20 protein-coding genes are annotated in these 25,077 nt (G+C 69.8%); 10 read left to right on the top strand and 10 right to left on the bottom strand.

Going from position 1 to position 25,077, the window contains the following annotated elements; all coding sequences use genetic code 11:
- The 3 genes from RV983_RS28800 to arc form a co-directional block, all read right to left on the bottom strand.
- Entirely contained in the window at positions 1-219 is a 219-nt protein-coding gene (locus tag RV983_RS28800; RefSeq protein WP_384280417.1) for a ubiquitin-like protein Pup, read from the bottom strand.
- 135 nt (positions 220-354) lie between these two features.
- Positions 355-1,866 (bottom strand): depupylase/deamidase Dop, encoded by a 1,512-nt coding sequence (gene dop / locus RV983_RS28795; RefSeq protein WP_475988627.1) that lies wholly within the window; start codon positions 1,864-1,866, stop codon positions 355-357.
- Between the two features lie 204 nt (positions 1,867-2,070).
- Positions 2,071-3,837, bottom strand: a complete 1,767-nt coding sequence (gene arc, locus RV983_RS28790; RefSeq protein ID WP_384280420.1) for a proteasome ATPase — start codon at positions 3,835-3,837, stop codon at positions 2,071-2,073.
- A 234-nt stretch (positions 3,838-4,071) separates the two neighbouring features.
- Between arc and RV983_RS28785 the strand changes: the two genes are divergently transcribed.
- Positions 4,072-4,368 carry a ferredoxin gene (locus tag RV983_RS28785; protein WP_389253928.1) on the top strand — a complete coding sequence of 99 codons (297 nt, stop codon included), beginning with the start codon at positions 4,072-4,074 and terminating at the stop codon, positions 4,366-4,368.
- Positions 4,369-4,372: 4 nt separating this feature from the next.
- On the opposite strand, the gene RV983_RS28780 is transcribed toward RV983_RS28785, so the two are convergent.
- The 3 genes from RV983_RS28780 to RV983_RS28770 all read right to left on the bottom strand — a co-directional run bounded on the left by RV983_RS28780 (position 4,373) and on the right by RV983_RS28770 (position 7,666).
- Positions 4,373-4,954 (bottom strand): hypothetical protein, encoded by a 582-nt coding sequence (locus RV983_RS28780; RefSeq protein ID WP_475988626.1) that lies wholly within the window; start codon positions 4,952-4,954, stop codon positions 4,373-4,375.
- A 196-nt stretch (positions 4,955-5,150) separates the two neighbouring features.
- Positions 5,151-6,134 (bottom strand): tRNA (adenine-N1)-methyltransferase, encoded by a 984-nt coding sequence (locus RV983_RS28775; RefSeq protein ID WP_475988625.1) that lies wholly within the window; start codon positions 6,132-6,134, stop codon positions 5,151-5,153.
- Between the two features lie 299 nt (positions 6,135-6,433).
- Entirely contained in the window at positions 6,434-7,666 is a 1,233-nt protein-coding gene (locus tag RV983_RS28770; protein ID WP_475988624.1) for a site-2 protease family protein, read from the bottom strand.
- A 97-nt stretch (positions 7,667-7,763) separates the two neighbouring features.
- Between RV983_RS28770 and RV983_RS28765 the strand changes: the two genes are divergently transcribed.
- Both RV983_RS28765 and RV983_RS28760 read left to right on the top strand, forming a co-directional pair.
- Positions 7,764-8,633, top strand: a complete 870-nt coding sequence (locus tag RV983_RS28765; RefSeq protein WP_475988623.1) for a RecB family exonuclease — start codon at positions 7,764-7,766, stop codon at positions 8,631-8,633.
- Positions 8,634-8,647: 14 nt separating this feature from the next.
- Positions 8,648-9,319: a response regulator gene (locus RV983_RS28760; protein ID WP_475988622.1), complete on the top strand. Its 672-nt coding sequence runs from the start codon at positions 8,648-8,650 to the stop codon at positions 9,317-9,319.
- 62 nt (positions 9,320-9,381) lie between these two features.
- Here the strand turns inward: RV983_RS28760 and RV983_RS28755 are convergent, their stop codons facing one another.
- The 4 genes from RV983_RS28755 to metH all read right to left on the bottom strand — a co-directional run bounded on the left by RV983_RS28755 (position 9,382) and on the right by metH (position 17,392).
- Positions 9,382-10,974 carry an ABC transporter substrate-binding protein gene (locus RV983_RS28755; protein ID WP_475988621.1) on the bottom strand — a complete coding sequence of 531 codons (1,593 nt, stop codon included), beginning with the start codon at positions 10,972-10,974 and terminating at the stop codon, positions 9,382-9,384.
- Positions 10,975-11,058: 84 nt separating this feature from the next.
- Entirely contained in the window at positions 11,059-12,651 is a 1,593-nt protein-coding gene (locus RV983_RS28750) for an ABC transporter substrate-binding protein (protein ID WP_475988620.1), read from the bottom strand.
- 385 nt (positions 12,652-13,036) lie between these two features.
- Positions 13,037-13,738, bottom strand: coding sequence for an HAD family hydrolase (locus RV983_RS28745; protein ID WP_475988619.1), 702 nt, complete (start codon positions 13,736-13,738; stop codon positions 13,037-13,039).
- A gap of 120 nt (positions 13,739-13,858) precedes the next feature.
- Complete coding sequence (gene metH, locus RV983_RS28740) at positions 13,859-17,392, bottom strand: methionine synthase (RefSeq protein WP_475988618.1); 3,534 nt, start codon at positions 17,390-17,392, stop codon at positions 13,859-13,861.
- 220 nt (positions 17,393-17,612) lie between these two features.
- Here metH and RV983_RS28735 point away from each other — a divergent pair, with 220 nt between their 5' ends.
- The 7 genes from RV983_RS28735 to RV983_RS28705 all read left to right on the top strand — a co-directional run bounded on the left by RV983_RS28735 (position 17,613) and on the right by RV983_RS28705 (position 25,023).
- Positions 17,613-18,380, top strand: a complete 768-nt coding sequence (locus tag RV983_RS28735; RefSeq protein ID WP_475988617.1) for an IclR family transcriptional regulator — start codon at positions 17,613-17,615, stop codon at positions 18,378-18,380.
- A gap of 253 nt (positions 18,381-18,633) precedes the next feature.
- Entirely contained in the window at positions 18,634-19,437 is an 804-nt protein-coding gene (locus tag RV983_RS28730) for an MIP/aquaporin family protein (RefSeq protein ID WP_475988616.1), read from the top strand.
- Between the two features lie 41 nt (positions 19,438-19,478).
- The gene (gene glpK, locus RV983_RS28725; protein ID WP_475988615.1) at positions 19,479-21,005 is read left to right on the top strand and encodes a glycerol kinase GlpK; all 1,527 of its coding nucleotides are present in this window, start codon (positions 19,479-19,481) and stop codon (positions 21,003-21,005) included.
- A 7-nt stretch (positions 21,006-21,012) separates the two neighbouring features.
- Positions 21,013-22,626 carry a glycerol-3-phosphate dehydrogenase/oxidase gene (locus RV983_RS28720; protein ID WP_475988614.1) on the top strand — a complete coding sequence of 538 codons (1,614 nt, stop codon included), beginning with the start codon at positions 21,013-21,015 and terminating at the stop codon, positions 22,624-22,626.
- A gap of 182 nt (positions 22,627-22,808) precedes the next feature.
- Positions 22,809-23,195 (top strand): GntR family transcriptional regulator, encoded by a 387-nt coding sequence (locus tag RV983_RS28715; RefSeq protein ID WP_475988613.1) that lies wholly within the window; start codon positions 22,809-22,811, stop codon positions 23,193-23,195.
- Positions 23,192-24,100 (top strand): ABC transporter ATP-binding protein, encoded by a 909-nt coding sequence (locus RV983_RS28710; RefSeq protein WP_475988612.1) that lies wholly within the window; start codon positions 23,192-23,194, stop codon positions 24,098-24,100. Before RV983_RS28715 ends, RV983_RS28710 begins: the two co-directional genes overlap by 4 nt.
- Positions 24,097-25,023, top strand: coding sequence for an ABC transporter permease (locus RV983_RS28705; protein WP_475988611.1), 927 nt, complete (start codon positions 24,097-24,099; stop codon positions 25,021-25,023). The genes RV983_RS28710 and RV983_RS28705 overlap by 4 nt, the downstream gene beginning before the upstream one ends.
- The last annotated feature ends 54 nt before the right edge of the window (positions 25,024-25,077 follow it).

Genomic DNA, 25,077 nt, shown 5'->3' with positions numbered 1-25,077 from the left:
CTACTGCCCACCCTTCTGAACGAACGAACGTACGAAATCCTCCGCGTTCTCCTCGAGGACGTCATCGATCTCGTCCAGCACGGAGTCCACGTCGTCCGACAGCTTCTCGTGGCGGTCCTTGAGGTCGGAGGTGCCCTGCGCGTCCTGCGCGGTCTCCTCGACCTCCTCGGTCGAACGCGTGGCCTTCTGCTGCCCGCCGCCGGTGTCCTTGGTAGCCATGTGTCCCTCACCCCGCTCGGTTCCATGTCCTACAAGATCAGACCCTACAAGGAGGGCCTGACATCGGCCCCTGGTATTGCGCAACGTCCGGGGGCCACCCCCATGATTCCCAGTTCGGCAGGATTTCAGCCCTGATCAGCCGCCCGACAGGATCCGCACCAGCTCCTCCGCCGTGCGGCAGCGGTCCAGCAGTTCCTTGACGTGGTTGCGCGTACCGCGCAGCGGCTCCAGGGTGGGCACCCGCTGCAGGGAGTCACGGCCGGGCAGGTCGAAGATCACCGAGTCCCAGGAGGCCGCGGCGACGTCGTCCGCGTACTGTTCGAGGCAGCGTCCGCGGAAGTAGGCCCGTGTGTCCTCCGGGGGCTTGCCCACGGCCCGGTCGACCTCTTCGTCGGTCAGCAGCCGCTGGATGCGCCCGCGGGCGACCAGGCGGTTGTACAGGCCCTTCTCGGGGCGCACGTCGGCGTACTGCAGGTCGACCAGGTGCAGGCGCGCCGCGTCCCACTCGAGGTTGTCCCGGCGCCGGTAGCCCTCCATCAGTTCGCGCTTGGCGACCCAGTCCAGTTCGCGCGACAGGCTCATCGGGTCGCTCTCGAGCCGGTTGAGCACGTCCTCCCAGCGTCCGAGTACGTCCTTGGTCTGCTCGTCGGCGTCCGTGCCGAAGCGGTCCTCGACGTACTTGCGGGCGAGCTCGCAGTACTCCATCTGGAGTTGCACCGCGGTGAGGGTGCGGCCGCTGCGCAGCGTGACCAGCCGGTGCAGCGTGGGGTCGTGGCTGACCTGGTGCAGGGTGCGGACGGGCTGGTCGACGGCGAGGTCGACGTTGATGAAGCCGTCCTCGATCATCGACAGCACCAGGGCGGTGGTGCCGAGCTTGAGGTAGGTCGAGAGCTCCGCGAGGTTGGCGTCGCCGATGATCACGTGGAGCCGGCGGTACTTCTCGGCGTCGGCGTGCGGCTCGTCCCGCGTGTTGATGATCGGCCGTTTGAGGGTGGTCTCCAGGCCGACCTCGACCTCGAAGTAGTCGGCGCGCTGGCTGATCTGGAAGCCGTGGTCGTGGCCGTCCTGGCCGATGCCGACCCGTCCGGCCCCGGTGACGACCTGGCGCGAGACGAAGAAGGGCGTCAGATGGCGCACGATGTCCGAGAAGGCGGTCTCCCGCTTCATCAGGTAGTTCTCGTGCGTGCCGTAGGACGCGCCCTTGTTGTCGGTGTTGTTCTTGTACAGGTGGATGGGCTGGGCGCCGGGAAGCTGGGCGGCCCGCTCGGCGGCCTCGGCCATGATGCGCTCGCCGGCCTTGTCCCACAGCACGGCGTCGCGGGGGTTGGTGACCTCCGGCGAGCTGTACTCCGGGTGGGCGTGGTCGACGTACAGCCGGGCACCGTTGGTGAGGATCACGTTGGCCAGGCCGATGTCCTCGTCGGTGAGCTGGCTGGAGTCCGCGACCTCGCGGGCGAGGTCGAAGCCGCGGGCGTCCCGCAGTGGGTTCTCCTCCTCGAAGTCCCAGCGGGCGCGGCGCGCCCGGTGCATCGCCGCCGCGTAGGCGTTGACGACCTGGGACGAGGTGAGCATGGCATTGGCGTTCGGGTGGCCCGGGACGGAGATCCCGTACTCCGTCTCGATGCCCATTACTCGCCGTACGGTCATGCGGCCCTCCTTGCCCGGCTCCGGGCCGTGCCGGCCCGGTCGCTCAAGTACCGCCCCGCAAATGGCCCTCGGGCGGTACCGATGAGCCTAGAACGCGATGACGGTGGTGGGGAGATCATTACGCGCTTTCTTGGGTTATGCCGGGGTGAAACAGTCCGGCTGCGGGTGCCCTGCGTGGGCACCCGCAGCCGGAGGGTGGTCGCGTTACAGGTACTGGCCCGTATTGGCGACGGTGTCGATCGAGCGACCGGTGTCGGCGCCCTGCTTCCCGGTGACGAGCGTGCGGATGAAGACGATCCGCTCGCCCTTCTTTCCGGAGATGCGGGCCCAGTCGTCCGGGTTGGTGGTGTTCGGCAGGTCCTCGTTCTCCTTGAACTCGTCCACGCAGGCGGCGAGCAGGTGGGAGACGCGCAGGCCCCGCTGGTTGTGGTCGAGGAAGGCCTTGATCGCCATCTTCTTGGCCCGGTCCACGATGTTCTGGATCATGGCGCCGGAGTTGAAGTCCTTGAAGTACAGGACCTCCTTGTCACCGTTGGCGTAGGTGACCTCCAGGAAGCGGTTCTCCTCGGACTCCGAGTACATCCGCTCCACCACCGACTGGATCATGGCGTCGACGGTGGCCTCGGCGGACTCGCCGTGCTCGGACAGGTCCTCCCCGTGCAGCGGCAGGGTCGCGACCAGGTACTTGGAGAAGATGTCCTTGGCCGCCTCGGCGTCCGGCCGCTCGATCTTGATCTTCACGTCCAGGCGGCCGGGCCGCAGGATCGCGGGGTCGATCATGTCCTCGCGGTTGGAGGCGCCGATGACGATGACGTTCTCCAGTCCCTCGACGCCGTCGATCTCGGCGAGCAGCTGCGGGACGATGGTGTTCTCCACGTCCGAGCTGACGCCGGACCCACGGGTCCGGAACAGCGACTCCATCTCGTCGAAGAAGACGATGACGGGGGTGCCCTCGCTGGCCTTCTCCCTCGCACGCTGGAAGACCAGGCGGATCTGCCGCTCGGTCTCGCCGACGTACTTGTTCAGCAGCTCGGGGCCCTTGATGTTCAGGAAGTAGCTCTTGCCCTGGGGCTGCCCGGTGACCTCGGCGACCTTCTTGGCAAGGGAGTTGGCGACCGCCTTGGCGATCAGGGTCTTTCCGCAGCCAGGGGGGCCGTAGAGGAGCACACCCTTGGGCGGGCGGAGCTCGTACTCCTTGAACAGCTCGGCGTGCAGATAGGGCAGTTCGACCGCGTCGCGGATCTGCTCGATCTGGTTCCGCAGGCCGCCGATCTGGCGGTAGTCGATGTCGGGCACCTCTTCGAGGACGAGCTCCTCGACCTCGCTCTTGGGCACCCGCTCGTAGACGTATCCCGAGCGCGGTTCGAGCAGCAGCGCGTCGCCGGCGCGGAGCGCGCCGTCCAGCAGCGGTTCGGCGAGCCGCACCACCCGCTCCTCGTCGGTGTGCCCGATGACCAGGGCCCGCTCGCCGTCCTCGAGGATCTCCTTGAGGGTGACGATGTCTCCGATGCGCTCGAACTCCATGGCCTCGACCACGTTGAGCGCCTCGTTGAGCATGAGTTCCTGGCCGCGCCGGAGGTCGTCCAGCTCGACCGACGGACTGACGTTCACCCGCAGCTTGCGGCCGCCGGTGAAGATGTCCGCCGTTCCGTCGTCGTTCGCCTGCAGGAACACGCCGAATCCAGCGGGGGGCTGTGCCAGCCGGTCCACCTCTTCCTTGAGGGCCACGATCTGGTCGCGGGCCTCGCGGAGGGTGTTGGCCAGCCGCTCGTTCTGAGCGGAGACACCCGCAAGATTGGTCTGCAGCTCGACGATCCGCTCTTCGAGAATCCTCGTGTGTCGCGGAGAGTCGGCGAGCTTACGTCGCAGGACGGCGATTTCCTGCTCAAGAAAGGCGACCTGGCTCATGGGATCTTCCGATCCACGAGCGGGTCGGCCGCCACGGTTGATGTCGTCGTCGTGGGCCGCCACGGTCCTCACCTCCTCCAAGGGGAGCTGGACGCTTCCAGACCCTACCTGGGCCAGTAGGGGTTGAAACCCCTAGATCACAAAGACGTCCGGAGTGTGTCCGATCTTCACCCTTGCGCACGTCCTCGTGCCAGGGAGATACCCAGCCATCACCATCCGAAAGCGGCCGGTTGTATCGTCGGTTCGGTCAACGCCCGTCAGGGGCGGTCCCTTCCCGAACGATGAACGGCAGGCGAGATACCCGTGAGCGACGAAGTCGTCGAGGCGCTTGAGGTCTGGATCGATCAGGACCTGTGCACCGGAGACGGCATCTGTGTGCAGTACGCGCCCGAGGTGTTCGAGCTGGACATCGACGGGCTCGCCTATGTGAAGGGTGACGACAACGAGCTGCGTCAGGCCCCTGGGGCCTCCGCCCCGGTACCCCTGCCGTTGCTGACCGATGTGGTGGATTCGGCCAGGGAATGTCCTGGCGAATGTATTCATGTGCGTCGGGTTTCGGACAGTGTAGAGCTGTACGGACCCGCCGCGGAGTGATCTGTCACACGCCGTTCGCGAGCGGTCCCGGGATCTCGTAGTAGGTGCCGGACCGCCACTCCCAGCTGTAGTCCCGCGTCTGGTCGGGGCAGCAGCGCGGGATGTCGTCCGAGGAGTAGCCGAGGACCGTGGCGCGAACCTTTCGGCCCTCGATCCGCAGGTCCTTGAAGGACCGCTGCTCCTTCGGGTCGACCAGGGTCTCCACGATCCGCGGCGCGGCGCCCGGTGCGGCGTCCGCCGAGATCACGTACAGACCGCTGGGCGGGGTGCCCGTCTCGGAGTGGCAGCGCGCGACCGCGACCGTCTCCTGGCGCCCGTCGCCGTCCAGGTCGCCCGAGGCCCGTTCGACCACGTCCACCGGCGCGCCCGCGCAGTTCATCGTGTAGTGGGCGGCCTTCGGGTCCGGCGGGGCCACGGCGGGGACGGCGGCCTTGGCGCCGACGGCCGGCCCTTTCGCGGTGGAGGCCCCGGCGGGCTGCACCAGTGCGGCGCTGCCTATGACCGCGGCGATGACCGCAGCCGTGGTGATCCAGTGCACCGAACGGGCCCGGGTGTGCGGAAGGGCCGGTCCTGCGGTTGGCTGCACGCGCCTGTCTCCTGTGGAGTTGGTCGAGCGGGGTGGCCAGCATGGTGCCACAGCTCACATGGCGCCGGTGCGACCGGGTCCCGTGTGTCGCAAATCTTTTATCGGTACGTCATATGACGTACGTGACAGGAGACACGGAGGGGACGCAAAAGCGCCGCCCCCGGAATCCCGGTGGCGGCGCTCTCGTGGCGTGCGGTCAGTCGGTGGCCTCGGCGCCTTCGGCGGCCTCCGCCGCATCGACGGCCTCGGCCGCTCCGGTCGCCTCGGTGCTCTTGGCGGCCCTGCCCGACGCGCGGCCGGCGCCCGGGCCGGTGTAGTCCTCGCCGTACGCGCCGGGCGCGGGGCGCCTGCGCCGGAGCGGGGGCTCCACTCCGTCCGCCAGCCGGCGGGCGGTCAGCAGGAACCCGGTGTGCCCGATCATCCGGTGGTCGGGACGCACCGCCAGTCCCTCGACGTGCCAGGTGCGCACCATGGTCTCCCACGCCGACGGCTCGTTGAACGTGCCGTGCTCGCGGATCGCCTCGACGGTCCGGGCGAGCTGGGTGGTCGTCGCCACGTAGGCGCACAGGATGCCGCCGGGCACCAGGGCCTTGGAGACCGCCTCCAGGCACTCCCACGGGGCGAGCATGTCCAGGATGACGCGGTCGACGTCGGCATCGCTGAGGTTGTCCTGCAGATCGCCGACAGTGAGCTGCCACGCGGGGTGCGGACCGCCGAAGTAGCGCTCCACGTTCTGCGTCGCGATCTCGGCGAAGTCGGCGCGGCGCTCGTACGAGTGCAGCATGCCCTCGTCGCCGATCGCCCGCAGCAGGAACATGCTGAGCGAGCCCGAGCCCACGCCGGCCTCCACGACGCGCGCGCCGGTGAAGATGTCGGCCATGGACAGGATCTGCCCCGCGTCCTTGGGGTAGACCACGGCGGCGCCGCGGGGCATGGACAGGACGTAGTCGGGGAGCAGGGGGCGCAGCGCAAGGTAGGCGACGTTTCCCGTGGTTCGGACCACACTGCCCTCGGGGGCACCGATCAGCTCGTCATGCGGGAAGGACCCCTTGTGGGTGTGGAAGTTCTTCCCGGCCTCGAGCGTGAACGTGTAGTGGCGTCCCTTGGGATCGGTGAGCTGGACCTGGTCCCCGACCTTGAAGGGCCCGCGACGGCGGGCGGCACCGGTCGGTTCGGACATGCGCCCAGCCTACCCGTCCTTTTTCAGTGCTCGGTTCGCCTCCGGGGCGTCATCCTCATCCTCTTTGAGGCTCGGTTCGCCTGAGCGGTCGTGGTGGGCGCTCGGGCGGCGGCCTCCTGAGGGGGAGGGCCCATGGGACTGCTGACGGGCGAGTGAGCCAAGGGGGCGCGACGGTGCCGAAAGGGGGTGGGGGCACCTCCCAGCGGTAGCTGGGGCAGCGCGGAGGTCGCGAGGAACGAATGACCGGGCACGGCCGACCGCCGACACCGTCTTGAGCGCCCCGGAGGCGAACCGAGCCTCTAGACGGAGGGCCGGGCCATGGCTGCGAGGAAGGCCTTTTCGACGTCCGCCGTGGACAGCACCCCGTAGATCTCGCCGGAGTTCTCCACCACCAGGTACTCCGTGGCCGGCGTCGCCCGCAGCGTGTCCAGCAGGTCCTCTCCCGCGAGTTCCGCGGAAACCTTCATGCCCGGCTTGATGTCCTGCGCGAGACCCGAGACCGCGACCCAGGGGCGCCGGTGCTCGGGCACGCCGACGATCGCGGCCTCGCGGACGACGGCGGTGGGGGTGCCGTGGCCGTCGACGACGACCAGGGCGCGCGCCCCGGCCTCGTTGGCGCGCCGCAGGGCTTCGGAGAGCGGGGTGTCGGAGGCGACGGGCAGGGCGCGCCGGGTGAGGGTCCGTGCCTGGAGCTCGGGGAGGTGCTCGCGCAGCCGGGCCATGCGCAGGGCGTTGCCCGCGCCGGTCCAGATGATCGCGGCCAGGATGGCGGCGAGCAGGGCGTCGGTGAGGGAGTCGAAGCCGGTGGCGTCGCCGGTGCCGTCGCTGAGGCCGCCCGCGTACGACAGCAGGGGCAGGCCGACCAGGACCGCGATGGCCAGGAAGCGGCCGATCCACGCGGCGGCGACGGTCCCGGTCATGGGCTTGCCCGTGATCTTCCAGACCACCGCGCGCAGCATGCGCCCGCCGTCCAGCGGGAGCCCCGGCAGCAGGTTGAACGCCGCCACGAGGAGGTTGCTGATCATCAGCCCGGCGAGCAGGACGCCGGGCACGGTGCCCGGTTCCACGCCCTGCATGCCGAGGTAGAACACCCCGGCCAGGACGAGCGAGAGCAGCGGCCCGATGAAGGCGAGGACGAACTCCCGCCCCGGAGTGTCGGACTCCTTCTCGATCTCGGAGACGCCGCCGAAGAACTGGAGCTGGATGCGGCGCACCGGGAGTCCGAAGCGCAGTGCCGCGACCGTGTGCGCGAGTTCGTGCACCAGGACGGAGGCGTAGAAGGCCACCGCGAAGAAGAGCGAGACCAGGTAGCGCACGGCGCCGAGTTCGGGCAGAACGCGGTCGAGCTGACCGCCGAAGACCCAGGTGATCAGGGCCGCGACCAGGAACCAGCTGGGGGCGACGTACACGGGCACGCCGAAGATGCGGCCCATGAGGATGCCGCCGCCGGGGCCGGCGGGGCGTTTGCCGGTGCCGTCGTCGGCTCCGGGAGTCTGCTGGTCGCCCTCAGGCGACCGCTGGCTCTCGCTCACTGGTTCCCCTCGTTCTGCTGTCGGTCCGACGTCGATGGTATTGCCCGGCCGGCCGGAGCCGACACCGGCTGTCGGTGCTACCCCATAGGGTCCTGCCATGGGCACCAGCATCGAACCCGTTCCGCCGACGCCTCCGAGGCCGCCGGCCGCTCCGTCGTCGTTGTCGCCGTCGCGCGCCGCCGACTTCATGCGGTGTCCCCTGCTGTACCGGCTGCGGGTGATCGACAAGCTGCCGGAGAAGCCGAGCCCGGCCGCCGCGCGGGGCACGGTGGTACACGCGGTGCTGGAGCGGCTCTTCGACACACCGGCCGGTGAGCGGACGACGGAGCGGGCGCGGGCGATGGTGCCCGGGCAGTGGCAGCGGCTGCTGGGGGAGCGTCCGGAGCTGTCCCAGCTGTTCCCCGCCGGGGAGGGGCAGGACCTGGCGGAGTGGCTGGAGGGGGCGGCCGGGCTGGTGGAGCGGTGGTTCTCGCTGGAGGACCCGACGCGGCTCGAGCCCGCGGAGCGCGAGTTGTACGTGGAGACCGAGCTGGATTCGGGGCTCACGCTGCGCGGCTACATCGACCGTCTCGACGTGGCCCCGGCCTCCGGCGACCTGCGCGTGGTGGACTACAAGACCGGCAAGGCCCCGCGTCCGGAGTACGCGGACGAGGCCCTGTTCCAGATGAAGTTCTACGCGCTGGTGCTGTGGCGGCTGCGCGGGGTGGTGCCGCGCCGGCTGCAACTGGTCTACCTCGGCAGCGGCGAGGTGATGACGTACGACCCGTCGGAGGAGGACCTGCTGGCGGTGGGACGCAAGCTGGAGGCGCTGTGGGAGGCGATCCGGCGGGCCACCGAGTCCGGCGACTGGAGGCCGCGTCCGAGCCGGCTGTGCGACTGGTGCGACCACCAGGCGATCTGCCCGTCGTTCGGCGGCACTCCCCCGCCGTATCCGCTGGCGGTGGTGGGGAAGAATGGGGATTCCTGAGCTGAGGAGATCACGTGGCCATTCGCGTTCTGCTGGTCGATGACCAGCCGCTGCTGCGCACCGGTTTCCGGATGATCCTGGAGGCGGAGCCGGAACTCGCGGTGGTGGGTGAGGCGGGGGACGGCCAGCAGGCCCTGGAGCAGGTGCGGGTCTTGCAGCCGGACGTCGTGCTGATGGACATCCGCATGCCGCGGATGGACGGGGTGGAGGCCACCCGGCAGATCACCGGTCCCGGCCGGGACGGTCCGGCGAAGGTGCTGGTGCTGACCACCTTCGACCTGGACGAGTACGTGGTCGAGGCGCTGCGCGCGGGGGCCAGCGGCTTCCTGCTCAAGGACGCCCCGGCGCATGAACTGGTGCAGGCGATCCGGGTGGTCGCCGCGGGCGAGGCGATGCTCGCGCCGAGCATCACACGGCGGCTGCTCGACAAGTACGCGGGGCGGCTGCCGTCGGGCGAGGACCCGGTGCCGCAGGCGCTGCACACCCTGACCGACCGTGAGGTCGAGGTGCTGAAGCTGGTCGCGCGGGGACTGTCGAACGCCGAGATCGCCGCGGAGCTGTTCGTGAGCGAGACGACGGTCAAGACCCATGTGGGACATGTGCTGACGAAGCTGGCGCTGCGCGACCGCGTGCAGGCGGCGGTGTACGCGTACGAGAGCGGTCTGGTGCGCCCGGGGGCGCAGTAGCCGCCCCCCGGTGGGGCGGGGGGACGTCCGGCCGTCGGGGAGGCCGGAGGCGTCGGGGTGGGTCAGCCGGCCTGGTCCACCTTCTGGATCTCCCAGAAGCGGAACACCGTGGACTGGTCGAGGGTCCATTCCAGGCCGTTGACGGTGTCCTTGGCGGCCACGTACTGCTTGCCCTGCCACAGCGGGATGATCGGCACGTCGTCGGCGACCGTGTCCTGCAGCTCCTCGAAGTCCGCGGCGGTGGAGGCGCGGCTGTCCTCGGCGGCGGTGCGCGGGATGAGCGTGCCGCTGATCCGCTGGTTCACGTAGTTGTTGGACAGCACGTTGCCGTCACCGAAGAAGGGGGCGGTGAAGTTGTCGGGGTCGGGGTAGTCGGGGACCCAGCCGCGGACGTAGACCGCGTACTTGCCGGCGGCGATGTCCTTGGCGTACCGGTCGGCGTCGGTGGACTTCACGTCGACGTCGAACAGGCCGCTGGAGTTGAGCTGCTGGGCGATCTCGGTCAGCTCGGCCACGGTGCCGGGGCCGTAGCGGACGGGGGTGGCCCAGAGGGTGAAGCGGACCTTGTCCGTGATGCCCGCCTCGATGAGCGCGGCCTGGGCGCGGGCCGTGTCGCCGCCCTCGCCGTAGCGGTCGAAGAAGGCCGTGTTGTGGCTGGTGATGCCCTGCGGCACGATCGAGTACAGCGGGGTGGCGGTGCGGTCGTAGACGTCGCGGATGATGGCCTTGCGGTCGATCAGGTAGGCGACGGCGCGGCGGACGGCCTTGTTGGCGACCGCGGGGTCGTTGACGTTGAAGACGAGGTGCTGGACCTCGGCACCGGTGCCCTCGACGACCTTCACGCCGCTGTCCCCGGAGGCCGCCTTCTGCTGGAGGGCGGCGATGTCCTTGGCGGCCAGGCCGCGGTAGGCGAGGTCGACGTCGCCGTCCTCGAGGGCCTTTGCCAGGCCGCTCTCCTTGGCGAAGAACTTCATCGTCATGCCGGAGTTGCGGACTTCGGCGGTGCCCTGGTATCGGTCGTTGACCGAGAAGACGGCCCGGTCCCCGGCGGTGTAGGAGTCCAGCCGGTACGGGCCGCTGCCCATCGCCTTGTTGTCGTCGCGAAGTTTGTCCGCCGGGTACTCACGGTGGTCCACGATGGAGCCGGCGCCGGAGGCGATCTTCATGGGGAAGGTCGCGTCGGAGTACTTCAGGTGGAAGACGACGTGGTCGGCGGTGGGGGTGTCGATCGTCTTGATCGAGTCGAGGAGGACCGCGGGGCCGTTCTCGTCGTTGATCTTGATGGTGCGCTCGAAGGAGTACTTGACATCCTGCGAGGTGAGATCGTCGCCGTTGCTGAACTTCAGGCCCGCCCGCAGCGTGCAGTCGAAGATCCGGCTGGCCGAGTCCGTGAACGCGCACTTCTCGGCGGCCTCGGGTTCGGGCTTGGTGGCGCCCCTGGGGAAGCTCATCAGGGACTGGAAGACGTTGTTGAAGACGATCCAGGAACCCACGTCATAACCGGAGGCGGGATCGACGGCCGTCACCTTGTCCGTGATCCCCATCGTGACGGGTTTCCCCCCGCCACCCCCGTCGCCGGTGCCGCTCCCGCACCCGGCGGCCAGTATCGCGGTCGTGGACAACGGGAGAGCCATTAGCTGGACTCTGTTCCTCACGGGGTACCTCACGTCTAGGTCGTGCCGATGGGCCCGGCTGGTACGGATCCGAGCAGAACGCCCGGATCCGTACCAGCCGACGGCTCATCCTGTCACGCCGCGACCGAGCTCCCAGAACTGGGCGGTGGAGGAAGAATTCAGCAGCCACTCGGCCCCGGTGATGTTGTCGCGCGTGGCGACGTACTGCTTGTCCTGGTAAAGCGGGATCACCGGCAGGTCCCTGGCGAGGATGTCCTGCATCTGCAGGAAGTCCTTGTCCGTCTCACCGCGTTCGGCGACCTGGCGGGTGCTGGGCAGCAGCGAGTTCTTGATTTCGCCGCCCGGGTAGTTCAGGTTGAGGAAGCCCTCGGCGAAGAACGGCGCGATGTAGGTGTCCGCGTCGGGGAAGTCGGGGAGCCAGCTCAGGTCGTACAGCGCCCACTGACCCTTGACCGCGCCGGGGAGGAAGGTCTTCCACGGCGAGCCCTTGACGGTCACGTCGAACAGGCCGCTGGCGTTGAGCTGCTTCTGCACAGCCAGCGCCTCCTCCTTGTTCGGTGTGGCCGGCCGGTCCGTCGGGTACGAGAAGGTCAGCTTGACCGGGGTGCTGATGCCGGCGGCGGACAGTGCACTGGCGGCCTTCTCGCGGCTGGGCTCCCCGTAGATGTTGAAGTACGAGTTGCTGTGACCGACGATGCCGGCGGGCACGGCGCCGAACAGCGGCGTCGCGGTGCGGCGGGTGACGTCCCGGGTGAGCGCGTCGCGGTCGATGACGCGGGCTATGGCCTCGCGCACGGCCTTGTCCTTCACCGACGGGTCGTCGATGTTGAAGAACATGTAGCGCACGGAGGGGCTGGAGGCCTCCGTCAGCTTGATGTTCGGCTCCTTGCCCTGCTGGATGCCGGCGATCTGCGCGGAGGTGAACGTGCGGTTCACCATGTCGATCTCGCCGTCGGCGAGCGCCTTCTCCATCGCGTCCGCGGTCTCGAAGAAGCGGACCTCGATCTTGCTGTTGTTGAGCTTGCCGACCAGGCCCTTGTAGCTGGGGTTGGCGCTGAGGACGGCCTTGTCGTCCTCCCACGAGTCCAGCTTGTAGGGACCGGAGCCGACCATCTGCATGCCCTCGAGCGGCTTGTCGGCGGAGTACACCTCGCTGTCGACGATGGCCGCGGCCGGGGTCGCCAGCTTGTACGGGAAGGTGGCGTCGGAGGACTTGAGGTGGAAGACGACGGTCTTCTGGTCCGGGGCCTCGACGGTCTCGATGTTCGACAGGAGGCTGACCGGGCCGTAGTCACTCTTGATCTTGATGACTCGGTCGATGGAGAACTTGACGTCCTCGGAGGTCAGCGCATGCCCGTTGGAGAACGTCAGGCCGTCACGCAGAGTGCAGCGGTACGTCTCGGACTTGGTGTCGGAGAACCCGCAGGACTTGGCGGCGTCCGGAGTCGGCGTCGTCGCGCTGCGCTGGTAACCCAGCAGCATCTGGAAGGTGTTCTGGAAGAACGTGTACGTGCCACCGTCGTACGAGGTGGCCGGGTCCACGGGAGAGGGCAGTTCCTTGGACACCGAGATGTGGTCGGTGGTGCCGACGACGATCGCGTCGCCGCCGCCGCCTCCGGCGTTCGAATCACCGCATCCGGCGAGTACGGGCGCAGCGAGGCCCATCACGGCCGGCAGCACCAGCAGCTTGCGATTCATCCTCGTTGTTCTCCCTCTTCCGGCCCTCGGCCGCGCAGTCTCGAGCGGGGCGACGATACCCGGAATTGCCGGTGCCCGGCATTCCGGCTGACCGCCCCCTGACACCGAGAAGTTGAGCCCGCGTCACAGGCGGATAACAGGGAGTGGTGCACCGATATCCGGACAGCGGAACGAACAGCCCTCCGCGCCCCAATACGGACACAACAGCACTACGCGCACCGTCATTTGACGGTCCAAAGCACGTGTGGAGGGTGTTGTCGACGTCCGTCGACGTGAAAAGTATCACGCGGATCGAGGGTCGCCGGTAAAGAATTCGGCACCTGCGAAACGTCACGGAAAATGAGCGGGCGGACGCCCAGAGTTTCCACTCAATTTATGGCGACGCTCAGTGAACGGCCGTAATCAGAGAGCGCAGAAAAGGCACGTCGACGACTTCGAGTGACGCCACGACGGCCCGCCCGGGCGCGGGCTCGATCGGGGCGATCGAGGGCACCGCCACCACCTGGCACCCGGCCGCCTCCGCGGCGCTGACCCCGGTCGGGGTGTCCTCGACGACCACACAGCGCACGGGGTCGGCGCCGAGGCGCGCGGCGGCGTGCAGATAGGACTCGGGGTGCGGCTTGCCCTGGACCACCTCGTCCCCGGCCACGGAGAACGCGAAGTGCTCGGGCCCGATGGAGAGCATGACGGCGTCGATGATGCGGCGGTGGGAGGCGGAGACCAGGGCGGCGGGCACCCCGTGCGCGGCCAGTTCGGTGAGCAGGCGCCGCGCGCCCGGCATGAGCGGTACTCCCCGTCCGATGAGTTCGACGAAGCGCAGGTTGATCAGCGCGGACAGCTCGGCGAGGGTGGCATCCGTGCCGGTGACCGAGATCAGGTGCCCGAGGCTGCGGGCCATCGGGCCGCCGACGACGACCTCGCGGTGGGTGTCGTCCAGGACGTGGCCGAGCTGCGCGAAGACCTCGACCTCCGCGTTCCACCAGAAGCCTTCGGTGTCGACCAGCGTGCCGTCCATGTCCAGGAGGACGGCCTGCAGGCCTGCGTCCCGGGCCGGCCGGGTCTCGGTGACGGGAATACCGCTGGTCATGCGCCCCACATCCTTCACAGTCCAGGGGGCACAAAGGCCGGTCGCCTCGCGCCCATGGTGGTGGGGGCGTGGGACCGGCCAGGTGCCGTTCGGATCGTCCAGTGTACGACGTATGACCCGTTACCGCGCGTTGAAGTACGTCGCCTGCGGATGATGGATGACGATGGCGTCGGTGGACTGCTCCGGGTGGAGCTGGAACTCCTCCGACAGGCGCACGCCGATCCGCTCGGGCTCCAGCAGCTCCGCGATCTTGGCCCGGTCCTCCAGGTCGGGGCAGGCCCCGTAGCCCAGGGAGAAGCGTGCGCCGCGGTACTTCAGCGCGAACATGTCCTCCATGGCGCCCGGGTCCTCCCCGGAGAAGCCCAGCTCGGCGCGGACACGGGCGTGCCAGTACTCGGCGAGCGCCTCGGCGAGCTGGACGGACAGGCCGTGCAGCTCCAGGTAGTCCCGGTAGGCGTCGGCGGCGAAGAGCTTGTTGGCGGCCTCCGAGACCCGGTTGCCGACCGTGACCACCTGGAGGCCGACCACATCGGTCTCACCGGACTCCTCGGGGCGGAAGAAGTCCGCGAGGCACAGCCGGCGGCCGCGGCGCTGGCGCGGGAAGGTGAAACGGGTCCGCTCCGCGCCGTCCTCCCCGAGGATGATCAGGTCGTCGCCCTTGGAGACGCAGCGGAAGTAGCCGTAGACGACCGCCGCCTCGAGCAGGCCCTCGCTCTGCATGCGGTCCAGCAGCCCGCGCAGTCGCGGCCGGCCCTCGGTCTCCACCAGTTCCTCGTAGTCGGGACCGCCGGTCCGGGACTGCTTCAGGCCCCATTGGCCCTTGAACAGCGCGCCCTCGTCGAGCCAGGACGCGTAGTCCTTGAGCGGGATGCCCTTGACGATCCGCGAGCCCCAGAAGGGAGGGGCGGGGACCGGGTTGTCGGTGGCCACGTCCGAGCGGATCTGGCCGCGGTTCTCCTCGGCCGCCTCCGGCGCGCCCTGGCCCTCCCGGCGGGCCACGCGGCGCTGCCGGAGCTCGGGGAGCGTGGCGCCGGGCACGCCGCGCTTGACCGCGATGAGCGCGTCCATCAGCCGCAGGCCCTCGAAGGCGTCGCGGGCGTAGCGGACTTCGCCCTGGTAGATCTCGTGGAGGTCCTGTTCGACGTAGGCGCGGGTGAGGGCGGCGCCGCCGAGGATGACCGGGAACTGGGCGGCCAGGCCGCGCTGGTTGAGCTCCTCCAGGTTCTCCTTCATGATCACGGTGGACTTCACCAGCAGGCCCGACATGCCGATGACGTCCGCCGCGTGCTCCTGGGCGGCGTCGAGGATCGCCGAGACCGGCTGCTTGATGCCCAGGTTGACGACGTTGTAGCCGTTGTTGGACAGGATGATGTCGACGAGGTTCTTGCCGATGTCGTGCACGTCGCCGCGGACGGTGGCCAGCACGATGGTGCCCTTGCCGGAGGCGTCGGACTTCTCCATGTGCGGCTCGAGGTGGGCGACGGCGGTCTTCATCACCTCGGCGGACTGCAGGACGAAGGGCAGCTGCATCTGCCCGGAACCGAAGAGTTCGCCGACGACCTTCATCCCCTCCAGGAGGGTCTCGTTGACGATGTCGAGGGCCGGACGCGCCTTCAGGGCCTCGTCGAGGTCGGCCTCCAGGCCGTTCTTCTCGCCGTCGATGATGCGCCGTTGCAGCCGCTCGTCGAGCGGCAGCGCGGCGAGTTCCTCGGCGCGGCCGGCCCTGACGGACTTCATGTCGACGCCCTCGAACAGCTCCAGGAAGCGCTGCAGCGGGTCGTAGCCCTCGCGGCGGCGGTCGTGGACGAGATCGAGGGCGACCTCGCGCTGCTCCTCCGGGATGCGGGCGATGGGCACGATCTTGGACGCGTGCACGATCGCCGAGTCGAGGCCGGCCTCCACGCACTCGTGAAGGAAGACCGAGTTGAGCACCATGCGGGCGGCCGGGTTGAGGCCGAAGGAGATGTTGGACAGGCCGAGCGTGGTCTGCACGGCCGGGTGGCGGCGCTTGAGTTCGCGGATCGCCTCGATGGTGGCGATGCCGTCCTTGCGGGACTCCTCCTGGCCGGTGGCGATGGTGAACGTCAGGCAGTCCACGAGGATGTCGCTCTCGGCGATGCCCCAGTTGCCGGTCAGGTCCGCGATGATGCGCTCGGCGACCGCGACCTTGGCCTCGGGCGTGCGGGCCTGCCCCTCCTCGTCGATGGTGAGGGCGATCAGGGCGGCGCCGTGCTCCACGGCGAGCCGGGTGGTGCGCGCGAAGCGGGAGTCGGGGCCGTCGCCGTCCTCGTAGTTGACCGAGTTGATCACGGCGCGGCCGCCGAGCTTCTCCAGTCCCGCCCGGAGCACCTCGGGCTCGGTGGAGTCCAGCACGATCGGCAGGGTGGAGGCGGTGGCGAACCGGCCGGCGATCTCCTTCATGTCGGCGACGCCGTCCCGGCCGACGTAGTCGACGCACAGGTCCAGGAAGTGGGCGCCCTCGCGGATCTGTTCGCGGGCCATCTCCACGCAGTCGTCCCAACGGCCGTCCAGCATGGCCTCGCGGAACTTCTTGGAACCGTTGGCGTTGGTGCGCTCCCCGATGGCGAGGTACGCGGTGTCCTGGCGGAAGGGGACCGTCTGGTAGAGCGAGGACGCACCCGGCTCGGGGCGCGGCTCGCGGGCCGTGACCTCGTGGCCGCGCACCCGCTCGACGACCTGCCGCAGGTGCTCGGGGGTAGTGCCGCAGCAGCCGCCCACCAGGGAGAGCCCGTACTCGCGGACGAAGACCTCCTGCGCGTCGGCGAGTTCACCGGGCGTCAGCGGGTAGTGCGCGCCGTCCTTGCCGAGGATGGGGAGACCGGCGTTGGGCATGCACGACAACTGGATGCCGGCGTGCCGGGCGAGGTAGCGCAGGTGCTCGCTCATCTCGGCGGGGCCGGTGGCGCAGTTGAGGCCGATCATGTCGATGCCGAGCGGCTCCAGCGCGGTCAGCGCGGCGCCGATCTCGGAGCCCAGCAGCATGGTGCCGGTGGTCTCGACGGTGACGGAGCAGATGAGCGGCGCGACGGAGTGGGCCGCGTCCAGGGCCCGCCGGGCGCCGATGAGGGCGGCCTTGGTCTGCAGCAGGTCCTGAGTGGTCTCCACGATCACCGCGTCGGCGCCGCCGGCGAGCAGGCCGGCGGCGCTCTGCTCGTAGGCGTCGCGCAGCGTGCCGTACGCGACGTGGCCGAGGGTGGGGAGCTTGGTGCCCGGGCCCATGGAGCCGAGCACCCAGCGGGGACGGTCGGGAGTGGCGTAGCGGTCGGCGACCTCGCGGGCGACCCGGGCGCCGGCCTCGGCGACCTCGTGGACGCGCTCCTCGATGCCGTACTCCAGGAGGCCGGCGTGGTTGGCGCTGAAGGTGTTGGTCTCCACGCAGTCGACGCCGGCGTCGAAATAGGCCTCGTGCACGGCGCGCACGATGTCGGGGCGGGAGATGTTCAGGATGTCGTTCAGGCCCTCGTGGCCCTGGAAGTCGTCCATGGTCGGGTTCTCCGACTGGAGCATCGTGCCCATGGCCCCGTCGGCGACCACGACCCGTTGGGCGAAGGCCTCCCGGAGCGCCGCTGCGCGGGCGTGTGCCGGGGAGATCCCCTCGGAGGAATCGAAGGAAAACGACGACGGATGGGCCATGGATGTGCTCCCTGAGTGCGACGGCTGTCGGCTTGGCGCGCACCGGCTGTCGCTGGTACGCACCAGGCCAGCGTAGCCGGGACCGCGGAATCCGCCTCCGGCATTCCGAAGGGCGGACCGTGGTGCCACACTCGTCTCTGGGATGATGATGGTCGGCATCGTCTGACAGTGTTCAGCATTGTCGACTCGTTCATGATCGTTCCTGATTGAGGGGTTGTCCATGCCAGGTCCCATCCAGTCGCTCAGCCGCGCGGCCGCGATCCTGCGGCTGCTCGCCGGCGGGGAGCGCAGGCTCGGCCTGTCGGACGTGGCCTCCTCGCTGGGCCTGGCCAAGGGGACGGCACACGGCATCCTGCGCACGCTGCAGCAGGAGGGCTTCGTCGAACAGGACCCGGTCTCCGGCCGCTACCAGCTGGGCGCGGAGCTGCTGCGGCTGGGCAACAGCTACCTGGACGTGCACGAGCTGCGCGCCCGCGCGCTGGTGTGGACCGACGACCTGGCCCGCTCCAGCGGCGAGGCCGTCTACCTGGGCGTCCTCCACCAGCAGGGCGTCCTCATCGTCCACCACGTCTTCCGCCCCGACGACAGCCGCCAGGTGCTGGAGGTCGGCGCCATGCACCCGCTGCACAGCAGCGCGCTGGGCAAGGTGCTCTCCGCCTACGACCCGGTGGCGCACGGCGAGGCGACCGAGATGAAGCGCGAACCGCTGACACCGCGCACGGTCACCGGGGCCGCGGAGTTCGAGGGAGTGCTCGACCTCACACGGGCCCGCGGCTGGGGGGCGGACCTGGAGGAGACCTGGGACGGCGTGGCCTCGATCGCCGCACCCATCCTCGACCGGCACCGCATGCCGGTCGGCGCGGTGGCCGTCACCGGCGCGGTCGAACGGGTCTGCGACGACGAGGGCGACATCAGGGCCCAACTGGTCGCCGCGGTGCGGGACTGCGCCCGCGCGGTCTCCCGCGACCTGGGCGCCGGCCGGTTCTGAGTCCGGCCGGTTCTGAGTCCGGCCGGTTCTGGGCCCGACCGGGAGACCCTTCCGCAACCTGTCGAACTCTTGACGCATCCGGTCACGCAGGAGAACACTCTCGTTCGGCGGTCGACATTGTCGAACAGCAGCCGACGGAGTCGGTACGGTGTACCTGGCCGTGGGACCGCCGGGGGGCCTGGTGACAGGCTCGCGAACCCCTGTACGGGACGAGGGTTCGCCTTCCCCTGGACGAAGGACAAAGGAGTCGCACGTGTCCAGTGAGCACATCTTTCTCGGCGAGACCATCGGTACCGCCATCTTGATCCTCCTCGGCGGCGGCGTCTGCGCGGCTGTCACCCTCAAGAGCTCCAAGGCCCGCAACGCCGGCTGGCTCGCCATCACCTTCGGCTGGGGCTTCGCCGTCCTGACCGGTGCCTACATCTCGGGCAGCCTCTCCGGCGCCCACCTCAACCCGGCCGTGACCATCGGCCTCGCCGTCGACAGCGGCGAGTGGAGCAAGGTCCCGGTCTACCTGGCCGGCCAGATGCTCGGCGCGATGATCGGCGCCGCCCTCGTGTGGGCCGCCTACGCGGGTCAGTTCCAGGCCCACCTGACCGACGGCGAGATCGTCGGCGCCGTCGAAGGCCCCCACGGCGATGCAACCGCTGCGACCGACGCCTCGGGGAAGCGGCCGGCCTCCGCTCCCGGCCCGGTGCTGGGCATCTTCTCCACCGGCCCCGAGATCCGCAACGTGGCCCAGAACCTGGCCACCGAGATCATCGGCACCTTCGTCCTCGTGCTGTTCATCCTGACCCTCGGCCTCACCAAGGGCCTCGCCGTCTCCGGTACCGGCACGCTGATGGTCGCCCTCGTGGTCGTCGGCATAGGCCTCTCACTCGGCGGCCCGACCGGCTACGCCATCAACCCTGCGCGCGACCTCGGCCCGCGCATCGTGCACGCGCTCCTACCGCTGCCGAACAAGGGCGGATCGGACTGGAGCTACGCCTGGATACCGGTTGTCGGCCCGATCGTGGGCGCGGTCCTCGCTGCGGGCCTCCACCGGATCGCATTCTGAGCAGTAGCACCCGACGACCCACTGGACTTGAGGAGCACACCGTGACCAACGCCCACACCGAAGGCCCCTTCATCGCAGCGATCGACCAGGGCACCACGTCCTCGCGCTGCATCATCTTCGACAAGGACGGCCGCATCGTCTCGGTCGGACAGAAGGAGCACGAGCAGATCTTCCCGAAGCCGGGATGGGTCGAGCACAACGCCGCGGAGATCTGGACCAACGTCCAGGAGGTCGTCGCCGAGGCCGTCTCCAAGGCGGGCATCACCTCCGCCGACGTCAAGGCGATCGGCATCACCAACCAGCGCGAGACCACACTGCTGTGGGACAAGGCGACCGGCGAGCCGGTGCACAACGCCCTCGTCTGGCAGGACACCCGCACCGACGCCCTGTGCAGGGAGCTCGGCCGCAACGTCGGCCAGGACCGCTTCCGCCGTGAGACCGGCCTGCCGCTGGCCTCCTACTTCTCCGGCCCGAAGATCCGCTGGCTGCTGGACAACGTCGAAGGGCTGCGCGAGCGCGCCGAGGCCGGCGAGATCCTCTTCGGCACCATGGACAGCTGGGTGATCTGGAACCTCACCGGCGGCGTCAACGGCGGCCGGCACGTCACCGACGTCACCAACGCCTCCCGCACCCTGCTGATGAACCTGCACACCCTGGACTGGGACGACAAGATCGTCTCCTCCCTCAACATCCCGGCCGCGGTGCTCCCGGAGATCCGCTCCTCCGCCGAGGTGTACGGCGAGGCCGCCTCGGGCGCCCTGGCCGGTGTGCCCGTCGCCTCCGCGCTCGGCGACCAGCAGGCCGCGCTGTTCGGCCAGACCTGCTACTCCGAGGGCGAGGCCAAGTCCACCTACGGCACCGGCACCTTCCTGCTGATGAACACCGGCGACAAGCCGATCAACAGCTACAACGGCCTGATCACCACCGTCGGCTACCGCATCGGCGACCAGAAGCCGGTGTACGCCCTGGAGGGCTCCATCGCCGTCACCGGTTCGCTGGTGCAGTGGATGCGCGACCAGATGGGCCTGATCAAGACGGCGGCCGAGATCGAGACGCTGGCCATGTCGGTCGAGGACAACGGCGGCGCCTACTTCGTGCCGGCCTTCTCCGGTCTGTTCGCCCCGTACTGGCGTTCCGACGCGCGCGGTGTGATCGCCGGCCTCACCCGGTACGTGACCAAGGCGCACATCGCCCGCGCGGTGCTGGAGGCGACCGCCTGGCAGACCCGCGAGATCGTCGACGCGATGACCAAGGACTCGGGCGTGGAGCTCACCGCGCTCAAGGTCGACGGCGGCATGACCGCCAACAACCTGCTGATGCAGACCCTCGCCGACTTCCTGGACGCGCCCGTCGTGCGCCCCCTGGTCGCCGAGACCACCTGCCTGGGCGCGGCCTACGCCGCCGGACTGGCGGTGGGCTTCTGGTCGGACACCGACGAACTGCGCGCCAACTGGCGCCGGGCCGCCGAATGGACCCCGCGGATGGACGCCGGCATCCGCGACCGCGAGTACAAGAGCTGGCTCAAGGCCGTCGAGCGGACCATGGGCTGGATCGAAGAGGAGAACTGAACCGATCATGACCACCACCCCGCAGCACGTCCCGGCACTCGGGACGCATCCGATAGCCGGCCGGAACCCGGGCCGCGCCGAGACCCGGGAACTACTGAGCCGCGCCACCTACGACCTGCTGGTCATCGGCGGCGGCATCCTGGGCACCTCGGTGGCCTGGCACGCCGCGCAGTCGGGGCTGCGGGTGGCGATGGTGGACGCCGGCGACTTCGCCGGCGCCACCAGCTCGGCCTCCTCCAAACTCGTCCACGGCGGCCTGCGCTACCTGCAGACCGGCGCGGTCAAGCTGGTGGCGGAGAACCACATGGAGCGCCGGGTGCTGGCCAAGGACGTGGCCCCGCACCTGGTGAACCCGCTCACCTTCTATCTGCCGGTCTACAAGGGCGGCCCGGTCGGGGCCGCCAAACTCGGCGCGGGCGTCTTCGCCTACTCGGCGCTGTCCGCCTTCGGCGACGGGGTGGGCAAAATCATCTCCCCGTCCCGGGCGGCGGCCGCCAACCCGGCGCTGCGCACGGACGGCCTGAAGGCCGTGGCCGTGTACTACGACCACCAGATGAACGACTCGCGCATGGCCGTCATGACCGTGCGCGCGGCCGTCGACGCGGGCGCGGTCGTCCTCAACCACGCCGAGGTGACCGGACTGCGCTTCACCCATGGCCGGGTCACCGGCGCCGACCTCAAGGACCGGCTGGACGGCACCGAGTTCGGCGTCGACGCCCGGCTGGTGCTCAACGCCACCGGCCCGTGGGTCGACCACCTGCGGCAGATGGAGGACAAGGGCGCCGCGCCCAGCATCCGGCTGTCCAAGGGCGCCCACGTCGTCCTGAAGCGGAAGGCGCCGTGGCGTGCGGCCATGGCGACGCCGATCGACAAGTACCGCATCACCTTCGCGCTCCCGTGGGAGGACCAGCTGCTGCTGGGCACCACGGACGAGGAGTACACGGGCGACCCGGCCGACGTACGGGCGACCGAGGCCGACATCCGGCAGATCCTGGACGAGGCCGCCCACTCCGTGCGGGACGAGCACCTGTCCCCCGATCTGATCACCTACGCCTTCGCAGGTCTTCGGGTACTGCCGGGCGGCCCCGGCGGTGTGGAGAAGGCCAAGCGCGAGACGGTCGTGTCCGAGGGCAGCGGCGGCATGCTGTCGGTCGCGGGCGGCAAGTGGACCACGTACCGGCACATCGGGCGCACCGTCATGGCCAAGCTCGCCAAGCTGCCCGGCGGCCCGCTGAACGAGGACATGCAGCCGCTGGACCAGCTGCCGCGCCGGGTGCCGCTGCCGGGGGTCGCCAACCCGAACGCGGTCGCCCACCGGCTGCTCGTGGACCGCGACCCGGGCCACCGCATGGACCCGTTGACGGCCCGTCACCTGGCCACCCACTACGGCGCGCTGTCCTTCGACATCGCCCGCATGGTGAACGAGGACCCCGCGCTCGGTGAGCGCATCCACCCCGACGGCCCGGAGATATGGGCCCAGGTCGTCTACGCCCGCGACCACGAGTGGGCGCAGACCGCGGAGGACGTGCTGCGCCGCCGCACCACCCTGACGGTGCGGGGACTGGACACCGCGGACGTCCGCGCCCGCGTGGAGGCCATGCTGGCCGACCGGCGCGGCTGACACTCCCGCGCCCCGGGCCCGGGTGGGCTGTGCGACCGGCACAGCCCACCCGGGCCCTTTCGCGTTCCCGTCCCGCCAACCCGCCAACCCGCCCCGCGACAGGGCGGGTTGGCGCCGGGTTGACATCGGCGCCTTCTTGAAACACCCTTTAACTACTTGATTAGTTAAAGGGGGGTTGACGCATGGTCGAGTTCCGCATCGACCGGCGCAGCGGGGTCGCCACCTACCTGCAGATCGTCCATCAGACCAAACAGGCCCTGCGGCTCGGGCTGCTCCGGCCCGGTGACCAGCTGCCCACCGCCCGCCAAGTGGTCGAGACGGCCGTCGTCAATCCGAACACCGTGCTGAAGGCCTACCGCGAACTGGAGCGCGAGGGCCTGGTGGTGGCCCGCCGCGGCCTCGGCACCTTCGTGCAGAGGTCACTCGGCGCCGCGCCCGCCGACTCGCCGCTCGCCGCGGAGCTGGCCGGCTGGATGCGCCGGGCACGCGTGAGCGGACTCGACCGCGAGGACGCCTCCGCGCTGTTCCAGTCCGTTCTGGACCAGGAGTTCTCCGAGGAGGAGAAATGAACGAGGAAACGGCCGCCCTCGAGGCGTCCGGGCTCACGGTGCGATACCCGTGGAGCCGCGAACCCGTCCTGCGGGACTGCTCGTTCCGGTTGCCCGTGGGCCGGATCTGCGCACTCGTGGGGCCCAACGGCGCGGGCAAGTCGACGCTCCTCGCGCTGGCCGCGGGGCTGCTCCGGCCGGCCGAGGGGGAGATACGCGTCCTTGGCACGACGCCGGCGACCGCCCGCGCCCGCATCGCGTACGTCGCCCAGGACAAGCCTCTGCACCCGCACCTCACCGTCGCCGAAACACTGCGCCTCGGCGCCGAGCTGAACCCCGGCCGCTGGCACCACGAGACGGCGATGCGGATCGTGGAGGCAGGGGGGCTGTCTCCCAGGGCGCGGATCCGCGCCCTGTCCGGTGGTCAGCGCACCCGCGTCGCCCTCGCCCTGGCGCTCGGCAAACGGTCCGATCTGCTCCTGCTGGACGAGCCGATGTCCGAGCTCGACCCGCAGGCCCGGCACGAACTGACCGGCGCACTGCTGGCCGAGGCGGTGGAGCACGGCACGACCGTCGTGATGTCCTCCCATGTCGTGCAGGAACTCGAGCAGTCCTGCGACCACCTGCTGCTGCTCGGCGGCGGTCAGGTCCGGCTGGCCGGTGGGATCGAGGATCTCCTGGCGGCCCACCGCCTGCTCACCGGGGTCGGCGAGGACTTCGGAGCCCACACGGTCATCGAGGAGCGCGTCTCGGGCCGGGGACGCACCGCGCTGGTCCGCCCCGGCGGGGCGGTCGACAGCAGCCGCTGGCTGGTGGAGAACCCCGGCCTGGAGGAACTGGTCCTCGCCCACCTGCGCAATCCCGGGGCACCCGCCCTCATCACCGGCAGCGCCGTTCCCACGTCCTGGCAGGAGGCCACCGTATGACCGCCCTGACGCTCCCCCCGCACCGCCTGCGGAACGCGCACGGCCTGACCTGGTCGGTGCTGCGGGTGCACCGTACGGCCCTGTGGATCTGGACCGCCCTCGTGGCCGCCGGAGTCGGCGGGCTCCTGTGGTCGTACCGGATGGCCATGGGGAACGGCGGACGTGACCCCCTTCCCGGCGACGACTTCGCCGGCCTCCATCTGGCCGGCAACGCGATCGTCCTCCTCCCGTTCGCCGTCGCCGTCTTCGCGGGCGGCGCGCTGATCGGCCGTGAGCTCGAGAACGGCACCGCCGCACTCGCCTGGACCCAGTCGGTCAGCCCGGCCCGCTGGCTCGCCGCCACCCTGGCGGTGCCCGCCCTGGCGCTCACGGTGGGCATGACTGTCCTGTCGCTGGTCTTCCGCTGGGTCTGGACCTCCGGTACGAGCGACGCGGCACCCGGTTGGTACGAGAAGGACGTCTTCTTCGCGAGCGGCCCGGTCGGGCTCGCGTACGTCCTGCTCGGTCTGGCACTCGGAACGCTGAGCGGCCTGCTGATGCGCCGTACGCTCAGCGGTCTCGGCTTCGCCTTCTTCGCCACCGTCCTCGTCCACCTCACCCTCGTCACGTTCCGGTCCCGTCTGTGGCCGACGACCCGGTGGACCGGCTTCGAAGCGGCGCGGCTGCCCGCCAGTGCCGACCGGATCGAGGTCGGCCTCGTCACGGCCGCCGGGAAACCCCTGTCCGGGGCCCAGTGCAATCTGGACCTGCCGAGGGAGTTCGAGCAGTGCCTGAGGGACATGGGCGCCACGGACGCCTACGCCGTGATCCACCCCGCGTCGCACTACTGGCTGCTCCAGTTCGTCGAGTCGGCGCTCGTCCTGGCCGTGGCCGCCCTCGCCTGCGTCGCGGCCTTCGGGCTGCTCCGTCGCCGGGCCGCCTGAGGCGGCGGGGCGCGTCCGTGTAGCGTCCGGGAGCATCCCAACCGCGCCTGGAGG

Source organism: Streptomyces sp. RLA123, assembly GCF_056270165.1.
This window is presented reverse-complemented; position numbering and strand designations above follow the sequence as displayed.